This is a genomic window from Bifidobacterium sp. WK012_4_13, assembly GCF_041080835.1.
Taxonomy (GTDB): Bacteria; Actinomycetota; Actinomycetes; order Actinomycetales; family Bifidobacteriaceae; genus Bombiscardovia; species Bombiscardovia fermentum.
Window position 1 is genome coordinate 824,119 of the sequence record NZ_CP129683.1, and the last position, 12,579, is coordinate 836,697.

Here is a 12,579-nt window from a genome sequence, read left to right on the forward strand (position 1 = left end):
ACCTAATGCTGGCAGCATTGGCATCGGCGACCATGCCGAGCATCGCCGTGTCTGGAATAAGCGCATGCGAGCGACTTTCCAGCCAGGATGTCTCGGCGGGAATCCGCAGTGCCATCATACGTGACACCTCGGGCAGACTCTATGACGTTATCGCCGCAAGCAGGCCTCAGGGCAAGAAAATACTGGCATCTCGGGTGAATGCCGCCATGGCGCTGACGCGGGCGAGAGAAACGGCAGGGCTTGGCTTCTCGATTGAACGCATTCTTTCGCATGCGGCCGGGGACGACAAGGACGCCGCGACAGGCATGACGGCGGTGGTCATGACATCGCACTGCGACGGCAACCCACGTAGGCTGGGCGAGCTCACGATCGATGAATGCATGGCCATGGGCACAGCCATAGGTGCGATTCATAGAATGCGCACGAACTTTCTCAGGGATGAATCGTATCCCTGCTACAGCACCGAACAGATTCAAAGGCAGCTGACAGGCTGGATCCGCACTCTTGCAAAGGCAGGCCACGTTCCACGCGAGATAACCTCCAGCTGGGCGCAGATCGTCAAGACAGAGGGACTGTGGTCTTTCAACACGTGCACCGTACACGGCGGCTTCAACGATGGCGATGTGATTTTCAACGGGTCGAATCTCACAGGAATCCATAACTGGCAGAATATGCAGATGAACGATCCCGCCCGGGACTTGGCTTGGATATTTGCCAAACTCGACGAGCAGCATAGAAACGCGCTGCTCTCCTCCTATGGACGCATGATGGGTTCAAGGCTGGACTCGCTCATCATGCTCCGAGCCAATCTGTGGCTTCAGATGGAAAAGGTCAGCGACCTGATCAAGGCTCTCGACAGTGCCGACAACGATGCCATCGTCACCTTCCGAGCGGAGGTCGAGCGGCTTGCCCACCAACTGGCGATGAAAAGCGTGGAATCACAGAGAATCCCGGCACATCGCGATCCAAACGCCGCTGCGCCCTCAACCATAACCGTCGGCTCCCTGCTTGCCTCGGAAGACGGCGCAGGCCATGAGGCCCGGCACGCTTCCCGCAACGCGGTATCCGACAATTCCGGCGCTCCTCGTCGCAATGATACGAACGATGGCGAATCGGCCTCGCACAACGCCCTCGATGCGGATGATGGCCTGAACCCATCTGAGAGACCTGGGGATATGGGTGGGCCGAAAGAATTGGCAGCTAATGACCATACGGTTGAGCATGCGTACCGCCCGGTGCCCAGTGAGCCGACCGAGGCTTCCGCCTCTTCGGTCAAATTCCCGGTTTCAGAGCAATTCCCGCCGGACGGGAAAGCTCACGAATCCGCATTTGACGAAGAGTCCGCTGGATCCGACGGGACTCAGTCCAATGACACAGGATCCAGTCGGACAGGATTCAATGGGACGGGATCCGATGGTAGAGGGCATGCAGCGGATTCACATCCGACCGTAATCGTTCACGCCGCCGAGAGCACGGCTTCGCGGCGTGAAAGCCAGGAGACTATCATCATCCCAATTCAGGAGCTGCACGATGCTGTTGGCGAACATCGTGAGGCGAAAGACAACAGCTGACAATAGAATGCCTGAGAGACGGATTTGTGCGAGAAAAGATCGCATGAACAACCACAGGCCTCGAACGGCACATATGATTCGGAGGAATCCATGGATATCGAAATCGGCATCAGAAACGTCGCCAGAGCGCTCAACTTCACCGTCGATGCGTCCGCTGACGACATCTCGAAGGCAATTGACGTTGCCGTCGCCGACAAAAAACCGATCGATCTGACAGATAATCGCGGCCGTCGCATCGTCATTCCAACCGATGCGCTTGGCTATGCCGTCATTGGTTCAGACATAGCCCATCCAGTCGGATTTGGAGCTCTCTGATCCATTCACGTCGGGAGCGAGGAAAAGACTGAACTCCCCCACGCCGTCAGAGCCATGGACTTACATCCCGTTTCCTCGGGGTGCGATTCGCGGGACTTCCTCAGACAGACCATGCTGAGCAGTCAGCTGTGCGGATTGCCCCCACTGCAAGAAGCACAGGATCGACATGTCTGTCAAGGCAGCAGCGGGATGCATCCCCGATTGACGATTTCAGATGCGACGATGCCTGACGCGGCATTCTCACCCAGCCGATTCGGCTTCCCCTTGCCATGCCAATCGGAACCACCGGTCATGATGAGCCCATGTTTGACGGCAATCTGCGAAAGTCTCTCCCTCTGTTCCGACGAATTATCGCGATGCCAGATCTCAAGTCCATCGAGCCCCTCGGATATGAGCGTCTCGATCTGCTCATCTGACAGCAGCTCCGGATTGCGTGCGACAGCGCCCGCATGGGCAATGACCACCACACCCCCGGCAGCATGAACGCAGCGAATCACCTCGTGGGTCGACGGCGAGGGAGTCGGGATGTAATAAGGGCTGTCAGACGAGCATATCCCAGCAAACGCCTGGGATCTGTTGCCGTAGACACCCGCATGGACCAGTGCGTCGGCAATGTGGGGCCGACCCACCGTCGTCCTGTCTCCCTCCCCCACCTGGGCAAGCACCGCTTCCCAGCTGATGGGATAATCCTGCGCCATTGACTCGACCATGCTTCGTGTCCGCTTCAGACGAGCCTGTCTGGTCGTCGCGAACATATCGATCACTGTCTCATTGTTCGGATCATATAGATATGCAAGCATGTGGACCGAAGTCCGTCGATCATATGCGGTTATCTCGCTACCTCGGATCACCGGGAATCGATAACGCCGGGAGGCCTGAGCCACTTCATCCCAACCTGCATAGGTATCGTGATCCGTTATAGCGACTCCTTGGAGTCCACTCTCCTTCGCCTGTCTTACCAATTCCGTCGGAGTATGTGTCCCGTCGGAGAATTGCGTATGGCAGTGCAGATCCCATCGGGCATCCGCGGAGAATGATTCGTTTCCTTCGCTCATACGTATCATCGTAGGCATAGAATCATGATATTGCTGTCGAGACAGTCGTCCCGTGTCTCGAAAATCATAGGTAAAGGATTGTGAATGGCCACGAATTCAAATGATGACGCTCAGAATGCGGGCAATCGCCGCAACGCGCCCACGAACGGCGCCAGCGCCGCGGAACTGTCGAATTCCAATGATCCGATAGTGTCGGCAGACAGCCCATTCGACAGACTTGCAGGCTGGAGGCATGGCTCCACATGGACATATCTGGTCATGCTCATCGCATCAGTCGCAGCACTTGTCGTCTCATTCATACTTTCCGGAGAGACTCTTGAACTTGCAAGGCATCCCAATGCCAAGCTCAGCTGCGACGTCAATGCCGTCGTCTCATGCTCGACGGTGGCGCAATCCTGGCAGGCAGAAATCGTTCACTTCGGGACGCTGAGCTTTCCCAACGCATTCTTCGGCATTGCCGCAGAATCGGTATTCATAACGCTGGCTGTCCTGGGATTGGCCCACGCACGGGTCCCCCGCTGGTTTTCGATTGCCACATGGTGGGGAGGATTGGCCGCTTTTCTCTACGCATACTGGCTCTTCTCACAATCCATGTTCGTCATCGATGCCCTGTGCCCATGGTGCCTGTGCCTGATGTTCGCCACGACAATTCAGTTCATGGCTCTGAGCCATGCAACGGTAAGCGTGCAGCATATCCCCGATCCGCAACGCTTTCAAGGTCTGGCACAGGGGCTGGTCAACTACTATCGCCTGCACTTCGACCTCATGGTGGATGTGCTGTGGATAGTCGCAATGGTCGCGCTCATATTCATCGACAAAGGCGCCGCAATCTTCTGAACAGGCTTCGCGCACCGAGCTCATGCAGAGGTGCAAATACCGAGGCGCAAGCCTGCATGTCAGGCTTGCGAAAGATGCCTCGACCCATGAACCTTCCTTGACAACGTCAAATCTGCAAAGCTCCGTCACCAAGCTCGATTCTAGCTACGATTCGAGCCGCCCCGGTAAGCAGGACCCTGTCCGTCTCGACATCGACCCGAAGCTTGCCTCCCGGCACTCCAAGCGTCCAATGATTGATACCGGTGAGGCTGCGCAGCACCGCAGCGCTCGCACACAAGCCTGTGCCGCAAGACAGCGTTTCGCCGACACCGCGCTCGTTCACACGCATGTTTGCCATGCCATGGTCCGAGGCCTCATCGATCATAACCACATCAAGGAACTCGACATTCTGTCCATCTTCCAGAATCGGTTCCACCATGGGGGTCTTGGTCAAATCCAAGTCGGCGACATCGCCAAGTGACGAAAGCTTCGCCTGTTCGAGCAGTGCGGGGCTTGATGTGCGATTCTGCGTCACCACAACGATGTGTGGATTGCCCAGGTCGGCGAACGTACCTCTTCCAAGCCCCTCGGTGCCAGGCAACGTGACGGCGTACCGGTCATGCACGCCGACCTTCCAAGGTCCCATGTCAACCTGGAACAGACTCTTTCCGAGAATCGGATCGTCCGCAACCTCACGTATCGACTTCACTCCCGCGCGAGTTCCAAGAATGAAGTCCTGCGATGCGACCGCCGTCGATTCCAAGGAGACCATCTGCGCGAACAAAGCCGAAACGCGCGTGCCGTTGCCACACATCTGTGCAAGGGAACCGTCAGCGTTTCGATAGTCCATAAACCATTTCACCCCGTTGCGTTGCATGGTGCGAACCATCTCGGGACTCAGATCGGTAACGTCTTGGGGGTGCGCAAGCCTGATCAGCCCATCTCCCCCGATGCCGAAATGACGGTCAGTGACACGCCGGACTTCCTTCGCTGTGGGCTCATACCTACCATCCGGATCGGCATAGATAACGAAATCATTGCCTGTGCCGTGGCCTTTGTAGACTATGTCGGGAACGCTCATGTATGTAGACTAGAGCGACGCGAAGACCGCCGTGGTCGCTACCCTGTGTAGTCTAAAGGGAAAAAGGAGTTAGAGATGACCGGTACTGCAATCATTGACGTTGGTGGAGGATTCAGATCTATTTTTGGCGCTGGCATCCTTGATTTCTGCGATGAACGCGGCATCTCGTTCGATCATTGCTATGGCGTTTCCGCTGGAAGCGCCAATCTGGCTTCGTTCCTTTCGAAACAACCAGGGCGCACGCATCGCTTCTACACGCAATATGCCTTCCGCCGGGAATATGCCAGCGCGACGAACTTTCTGAAAGACAGAAACTTCGTCAACCTCGACTATGTGTATAGCACACTGTCGAATCATGATGGCGAGGATCCAATGGACTTTGAGGCACTGAAGAACAATCCCAGCGCGCTGACGGTCGTCGCATGCAACGCCGAGACCGGCGAGGCGGTCTATTTCGACAAGTCTGAGATTACGCAGGACCATTACGACATATTCAAGACATCGTCCGCAGTGCCAGTTGCCTGCGAGCCCTACGCATACATGGACGTTCCATACTTCGATGGCGGCATCGCCGACCCAGTCCCAGTCCAGAAGGCAATTGACGACGGCAACGACCGAATAGTGCTCGTTCTCACCCGCCAGAAGGATGTGCTGCGCGAGCAGCACAAGGACATCATGCCTGCCAGAATTCTACGCAGGACATATCCGAATGCGGCAGAGCGTCTGTTGAACCGCTACCAGACATATAACGATGAAGTCGCTCTGGCCAAGAATTATGCCGAGGATGGCTCCGTGCTCATTCTCGCACCTGATGACCTGTGCGGTCTGGATACGCTGAGCAAACGGTATGAAGGCCTCGAACGTATGTATCGCAAGGGATACGCCGCCGCCGCGGCAATCCCATCGTTCCTCAAAGACTAAGGGCGACAAACACTAAGCGCGGCAAAGCCTTCAGCCCCGCCGAGGATTCCGGTTCCTTCACTGATTCGTGTGGCCCTTTTCGACGAGCGTTTAAGTTTTTGGCACTTGTCAAAGTATTCCGGGCTGAATTCCTTGAAATCGAGACCCTAGAAAGCCAATTATTCGGCTTTTATACTTTGACAAGTGCCAAAAACTTGAACGCTCGTGAATAAGAGTGAGTTTCAACCCTTCATGTGCACGTCGACATGACAGAATTATGCGATTCTGACCGGCGATCGAAGAATCTCAGCCCCAACGTCACTTCTGAGTGGTCAGAGTCGCCTGGGTGACCTGGTTGAACAGCTCGTTATAACCGCCAGGAGTCGATGCCGGGAGCACCACCGTCTTGGCATTAGGCGATTCCGAAAGCGAACGAACGACATCGAGATACTGATTGAACAGCACCACATTGTTCACATCGGCGATGTTCATGCCAACACCCTGCAGACTCTTGATCTGGTCCACAATGCCGTTCGCAATCTCGCGACGATAGTTGGCCTGTCCCTCGCCTTGCAAACGAGTGCGTTCAGCCTCTGCGGCAGCCTGTGTCTCTATCTGAATCTGCTGAGCCTGCGCACGTTCGCGGGTGGCTTCCTTCTCACGCTGGGCCGCGTTGATGGAGTCCATCGCGTTCTTGACCTGCTGAGATGGATCGATTGCCGTGACCAAGGTCTTGATTACTGAGAATCCGAACTTGGACATTTCCTGGCCGACGGTTTTCTGCACATCCGAAGCCACGTCATCCTTGCGAGCGAAGGCATCGTCAAGCTTCAGACCTGGGATTGCGCTTCGCAGTGCGTCTTCGATGTATGATCTGAGCTGCCCGGCAGGATCCCTCAGCTCGTAGTATGCAGTCGCGACGTTCTCTGGATTGACTCGGAACTGCGTGGACACGACCACGGTGACGAACACGTTGTCAAGCGTCTTGGTCTCGAGCTTGACGCTGAGCTGATTCACCCGCATGTTGGTCTTCATCGAAATGCGATCCACGATCGGAATCTTCACATGCAATCCGGCGTAGGTCACCTTCTTGAACTTTCCCAGGCGCTCGACGATGTAGGCCTGCTGCTGCGGAACGACATATAGCGAACCGTACAGCAGCACGAGAATGAGCACTATAAGAATAATCGTAGATATAAGGCTTCCAGTCATAGCTTCTCCAAAATAATCGTTGATGCCGATGCCGATAAGATGACGGGCATCAGCCTTCTCCCAGCTACGAGCATATCAGCTCAGCCTCATAGAGGCAGAGCGGCTCGCTCGCGACTTGATAGGACTCGCTGCGACTAGCTACGGCTGGCTGCGACATTGACCGCTGCCTCGTGCTAATGGCTAAATTCACGGCTCCATGTTGCACCGGCCGCGACACATAGCTAAAAATGGATAGCAGTGATTATCTCTATGAAAGGACTCGCACATGGCGACATTAGGCAATGGTGGCACTGAGATATACCCTCTGGTTCTGGGATCCAACACATTCGGCTGGACCAGCTCCGAACAGGACAGCCGCACCGTCTTGGACGACTTCGTCGCCGCAGGCGGCAATCTGATCGACACCGCAGATGTATATTCCGCATGGGCTCCGGGCCATTCCGGCGGAGAGTCCGAGATCATCCTCGGTCGATGGCTGGCCACGAGCGGCAAACGAGACAAGGTCCTGGTCGCGACCAAGGTCTCGCAGCATCCACAGTATTCAGGTCTTTCCGCAGACAACATCGGGGCTGCAGCCAACGCTTCGCTGCTTCGACTTGGTACCGATGTGATTGACCTGTATTACGCACACTTCGATGATGACAAGACACCATTGGAAGAGACCGTCGCCGCCTTCGACAAGCTCGTCAAGGAAGGCAAGGTCCGCTATGTGGGCATCTCGAACTATTCCGCCGAACGCATCGAGGAATGGTTCCGCATCGCTCGCGAGAACGACCTCACCCTGCCTGTGGCGCTCGAACCTCACTATAATCTGGTCACCCGCAAGAACTATGAGACGAACCTTCTGCCAGTGGCCAAGAAGGAGAACCTCGCAGTGTTTCCATACTTCGCCCTAGCTTCCGGCTTCCTCACCGGCAAATATCGCACCGAGGAGGATCTGAAGGGCAAGCAGCGCGAAGGCATGGTCAAGGGCTACTTCTCACAGGAAGGTCTGGAAGTCGTCGCCGCAATGGACGAGATAGCAAAGTCGCATGACGTGGCCATCGCAACCGTCGCACTCGCCTGGCTTCGTCACCAGCCTCAGATTGCGGGCCCGATCGCATCGGCACGAATTCCCGAGCAACTTCCCGCGCTTCTGGCCTCCACGAAGCTCGACCTGTCCGCCGACGAACTGTCGACGCTTGACAAGGCGTCTGCCGCCGTTCCTGAAAAGTAGCGCATCCGCACCGTTCTCAACTCATCTGCGCTGTTCTCAACGCATGCGCACCGTTCTCAACACATGCGCACCCGCCGCTTGACGCTTCGCACGTTCAGCCTTGAGAACGCTTCTCCCACTGCTCTCTGGTGATTCTTCGGAGTTCTTCGTCCCGATAGACATCGCCGGGGAGCAGACTCATATGGATGTGCCGCATCACGCCGACACGTTCGAAGCCGATCTTGTCTTGCGCGCGTCCTGACTTGACATTCTCGACGTCATGTCTGCATCATACCGCATTGAGATGCAGGTCGTCGAAGGCGTGATTGATCAGCGCACGGGAAGCCTGTGGGACGAGTCCCCTTCCCCAGAACGGCTTGCCGATCCAGAATCCAAGCTCCATCGTGTTACCTGGCTCGCAGGATTCAAAGGCCGCAATATGATGCAAGACCTGGTCCGGCACCGGTTGCAGTGAAATCGATCCTATGGGCATGTCAGCCAGTTCCTTGTCATCGGGTTTTCTCAGAACGATCGCGTAGCTCTCGGCACCGCACAGCACATCACGAATTATTGCCGCGCTCTCCTGCACATCCGCATGCGTGTTCCACCCAGCGGATGGTCCGATCTCCGGATCCTTCGCATAGCGGAAAAGCGCCTGTGCCTCGGCTTCGTCATTCGCCCGCCAAGGTCGCAATATCAGATCGTCAGCCATCAGAATCGTCATGTCTGCACTCTACTCCACCCACAACCACAATAAGGCTGCGACGACTTCGCATCCCCTTCCCCATGCACGCCATGACATGTGCCTCAGAGTTCCGGATCCTCTGACGGCCGACGCTCAGATACCAAGCAACGCCTAGTGACACAACGAAGCTTATCGACACAACGAAGCCCCAGTGACACAACAAGGCTCAGTGACACAACAAGGCTCAGTGACACAACAAGGGGCATCGCGCAGACACTCTGGTCCGCACGATGCCCCCATCCGATTCAAATGATGTCAGGCGCGAATGACTGAGACCGTCAGTTCCTCGGCCTTCTCGTCTGCATGGATCTCGATGTCCGTCGAAAGCGTCTCGCGTGCGATCAGATCGCGGAACTGCTCGAGCTTGTCTGCATCCTTGGCTGGAACGTCCATCGTGAGCCTGATACGGTCTGAGATGTCGAAATCAGCTTCCTTCCTGGCATCCTGAACGACTCTGATGGCGTCACGCGCATAACCCTCGGCCACCAGGTCATCGTTCAACGCGGTATCGAGAATGTCGAAGCCTCCATTGGGCAAGGCAGTCGACACGGAGTTTGCCTCTTCCCTCGCGTCCTTCTCCTCGACCTGATTGAGCACTTCATATTCGCCATCTACCAGTGGCAGATCGCCAGAAGGCGTTTCAACGACAACCGAACCATCAGACTGCTGATGCCAGGCACCGGACTTCGAGGCCCTGATTGCGAACTGCACCTTCTTGCCAAGTCGTGGACCAGCGGCGCGTGCATTCACGCGGAGCTCATGGAGGATCTTCAGTCCCTTCGACGAAGCATCCTCCAAGGTGGAGAACACGATGCTCTTGACGTTGAGCTCACTCTTCAGCAGTTCTTCGTATGGCTTCAAGGCCAGAACGTTCTCAACCACAACCGTAAGCTTGCTCAGCGGCTGACGAACACGAATCTGCTTCGCCTTGCGAAGGCTCAGCGTGCTCGAAACGACTTCGCGCACCTTCTCCATCGCTGCGACAAGCCTGTCATCGGCGACGAGCACCTTGCCCAAATCGGTGTCCTCACCCGACTTCTCATCTACGACGAACGGCCAGTCAGCCAAATGCACCGATTCGCCGCCAGTCAGACCACGCCAGACTTCCTCGGCTTCCATGGGAGCCAACGGAGCCAGAACGCGCGAGAACACTTCCAACACCGTATACAGCGTGTTGAATGCCTTGGAATCCTCAGCCCAGAAGCGGTCGCGCGTGTTGCGGATATACCAGTTGGTAAGCACATCGATGAACTCGCTCACCGAAGCACAGGCATCGGCAATCGCGAAGTCATTCAAGGAACCTTCGGTTTCCAGCACCAGCTTGCGAGCGCGAGCAAGCAGATAGCGGTCCATGCGGGGCAGATCCTTGACCTCCTCCGGCGTGAGCCGGCGAGCGTTGAATCCCTGGCCCTTGTTCGCCGCATTGGCATAGAGCGTGAAGAAGTAATACGAACTCCACACCGGCAGCATGACTTGGCGCACGGTATCACGGATGCCATCGGCGGTCACGACGAGATTGCCTCCGCGCAGCACCGTCGAACTCATCAGGAACCAGCGCATCGCGTCTGATCCGAACTTGTCGAACACTCCATTCACATCGGGATAGTTGCGAAGATGCTTGCTCATCTTCTGTCCGTCCGAACCGAGCACGATGCCGTGGCAGATCACATTCTTGAACGCCGGCTTGTCGAACAGTGCGGTCGCCATGACGTGCAGCAGATAGAACCATCCGCGGGTCTGACCGATGTATTCCACGATGTAGTCGCAGGGGAAGTGCTGCTCGAAGTATTCCTTGTTTTCGAAGGGGTAGTGGAACTGGGCGAATGGCATCGAACCTGAATCGAACCAGCAGTCGAGCACGTCGGTGATGCGGTGCATATGCGACTTGCCGGTCGGATCGTCTGGATTGGGGCGCGTCAAGTCATCGATCCATGGGCGGTGCAGATTCACATTGCCCTTGTCATCAGTCGGATAGCGGCCGAAGTCGTCCTTCAGCTGCTCAAGCGAACCATACACGTCGACTCGAGGATACTTTGGATCGTCCGAAACCCAGACCGGAATCGGCGAGCCCCAGAAACGATTGCGGCTGATGGACCAGTCGCGGGCATTCTGCAGCCACTTGCCAAACTGGCCGTCCTGCACATTCTCGGGAATCCAGTTGATCTGCTGGTTGTTCTTCAGCAGACGGTCCTTGAACTTGGTGACCGATACGAACCAGCTGGAAACTGGCTTGTAGATCAGTGGCTTGCCGCAGCGCCAGCAATGTGGATAGCTGTGCACGTAGCTCTTCTCCTGGAAGAGGATTGCGCGATGCTTCTCAGGGATGCTGGCCAATGGGCCGTCACCGGCACGCAGGTTACGGATGATGGGCATGTTCGCGTCGAAAACCTGCAAGCCTTCGTATTCCGGGCATTGCGAAGTAAACACCGCACCTGCATCGAGTACATCCACCGACTTGATGCCCTTGGCGTTGAGCGTGTTCATATCGTCCTCGCCATAGGGAGCCTGATGCACGAGTCCGGTGCCCTCGACGGTGTCGACGTAGTCAGCAGTGAAGATCTGGTAGGCATTCGGGCCAGGTGCGCCACCCTCGGCCAGAGCCTTGTCATCAGAGAAATAGGGGAATACGGGCCAATAGCGCCAGCCTTCCATCTGCGAGCCCTTCAGCGTGCGAACGAGCTGGTAGTCCTCACCCAATTCCTTCGCATAGTCCTCGACGCGGGCGGAAGCGATGTAGAACTTCTTGCCGGCGTTCGGTCCATTCACCGCAAGCAGCTCGCTGTATTCGATGTCTGCGCCCACGACGATCGCGAAATTGGTCGGGACGGTCCATGGCGTGGTCGTCCAGAAGACGGCATACGCATCGTCCTCGTCCCTGAGCTTGACGGCGACCGACACGGTCAGATCCTGACGGTCCTGATACACATCGGCATCCATGCGCAGCTCATGGTTGGACAGCGGCGTCTGATCATTCCAGCAATAGGGCAGGACTCGATAGCCCTGGTATGCGAGTCCCTTGTCATAGAGCTGCTTGAAGGCCCAGATGACCGATTCCATATAGGTCGTGTTCAGCGTCTTGTATCCATGATCGAAATCGACCCAGCGAGCCTGACGATGCACGTAGCTCTTCCACTCTTCGGTGTACTTCAGCACGGATTGGCGGCAGGCATCGTTGAACTTGGCGATGCCCATCTCTTCGATCTGATCGACGCTTTCGATGCCCAGCTCCCGCTGTGCCTCCAACTCGGCCGGCAGGCCATGGGTGTCCCAGCCGAAGACGCGGTTGACCTTGTGGCCTTTCATGGTCTGATAGCGCGGGATGACATCCTTTGCGTAGCCGGTCAGCAGATGGCCGTAATGCGGCAGACCGTTGGCGAACGGCGGTCCGTCGAAGAAGACGAACTCGTTGTTGAAGTGCTCTCCTGAGCTTCTGTGCTCGATTGATTTCTCGAAGGTGTCGTCCTTGTCCCAGTACTTCAGAACATGCTGTTCCAAATCGGGAAAGCTTGGATTTGGCGCCACTCGTGCGTCATCTCCCGAGGCGCTTGCCTTTGGATATTGATTGGCTGAATCATGTGTGGTTGATTCTGTGGTATCACTCACCGCAATCTCCTCGTGTCTAGGTCTTTCCACCTTACGAGGACGATCGACGACGATTGCTCGTTGTCACCGCGGTACCACCCCGCTTG

10 protein-coding genes are annotated in these 12,579 nt (G+C 56.4%); 5 read left to right on the top strand and 5 right to left on the bottom strand.

What is annotated here, in order from left to right; all coding sequences use genetic code 11:
* The first annotated feature begins 5 nt into the window (after window positions 1-5).
* Window positions 6-1,571: a phosphotransferase gene (locus QN062_RS03310; RefSeq protein ID WP_369342179.1), complete on the top strand. Its 1,566-nt coding sequence runs from the start codon at window positions 6-8 to the stop codon at window positions 1,569-1,571.
* Window positions 1,572-1,661: 90 nt separating this feature from the next.
* Window positions 1,662-1,886, top strand: coding sequence for a DUF3107 domain-containing protein (locus tag QN062_RS03315; protein ID WP_369342180.1), 225 nt, complete (start codon window positions 1,662-1,664; stop codon window positions 1,884-1,886).
* A gap of 173 nt (window positions 1,887-2,059) precedes the next feature.
* On the opposite strand, the gene QN062_RS03320 is transcribed toward QN062_RS03315, so the two are convergent.
* On the bottom strand, window positions 2,060-2,941 hold the full coding sequence (locus QN062_RS03320) for a PHP domain-containing protein (RefSeq protein WP_394854681.1): 882 nt from the start codon (window positions 2,939-2,941) through the stop codon (window positions 2,060-2,062).
* Between the two features lie 165 nt (window positions 2,942-3,106).
* Here QN062_RS03320 and QN062_RS03325 point away from each other — a divergent pair, with 165 nt between their 5' ends.
* The gene (locus QN062_RS03325; protein ID WP_369342532.1) at window positions 3,107-3,778 is read left to right on the top strand and encodes a vitamin K epoxide reductase family protein; all 672 of its coding nucleotides are present in this window, start codon (window positions 3,107-3,109) and stop codon (window positions 3,776-3,778) included.
* Window positions 3,779-3,884: 106 nt separating this feature from the next.
* Here the strand turns inward: QN062_RS03325 and dapF are convergent, their stop codons facing one another.
* Entirely contained in the window at window positions 3,885-4,838 is a 954-nt protein-coding gene (dapF, locus tag QN062_RS03330) for a diaminopimelate epimerase (RefSeq protein ID WP_369342181.1), read from the bottom strand.
* Between the two features lie 75 nt (window positions 4,839-4,913).
* On the opposite strand from dapF, the gene QN062_RS03335 reads away from it, so the two are divergent.
* Window positions 4,914-5,759, top strand: coding sequence for a patatin family protein (locus QN062_RS03335; protein ID WP_369342182.1), 846 nt, complete (start codon window positions 4,914-4,916; stop codon window positions 5,757-5,759).
* 297 nt (window positions 5,760-6,056) lie between these two features.
* Here QN062_RS03335 and QN062_RS03340 read toward each other — a convergent pair whose 3' ends face one another.
* Complete coding sequence (locus tag QN062_RS03340) at window positions 6,057-6,950, bottom strand: SPFH domain-containing protein (RefSeq protein WP_369342183.1); 894 nt, start codon at window positions 6,948-6,950, stop codon at window positions 6,057-6,059.
* A gap of 265 nt (window positions 6,951-7,215) precedes the next feature.
* Here QN062_RS03340 and QN062_RS03345 point away from each other — a divergent pair, with 265 nt between their 5' ends.
* Window positions 7,216-8,166: an aldo/keto reductase gene (locus tag QN062_RS03345; RefSeq protein ID WP_369342184.1), complete on the top strand. Its 951-nt coding sequence runs from the start codon at window positions 7,216-7,218 to the stop codon at window positions 8,164-8,166.
* Between the two features lie 268 nt (window positions 8,167-8,434).
* Here QN062_RS03345 and QN062_RS03350 read toward each other — a convergent pair whose 3' ends face one another.
* Together QN062_RS03350 and ileS are read right to left on the bottom strand one after the other, a co-directional pair.
* Window positions 8,435-8,869 (bottom strand): GNAT family N-acetyltransferase, encoded by a 435-nt coding sequence (locus tag QN062_RS03350; RefSeq protein ID WP_369342185.1) that lies wholly within the window; start codon window positions 8,867-8,869, stop codon window positions 8,435-8,437.
* 276 nt (window positions 8,870-9,145) lie between these two features.
* The gene (gene ileS, locus QN062_RS03355; RefSeq protein ID WP_369342186.1) at window positions 9,146-12,493 is read right to left on the bottom strand and encodes an isoleucine--tRNA ligase; all 3,348 of its coding nucleotides are present in this window, start codon (window positions 12,491-12,493) and stop codon (window positions 9,146-9,148) included.
* Window positions 12,494-12,579: the final 86 nt, after the last annotated feature.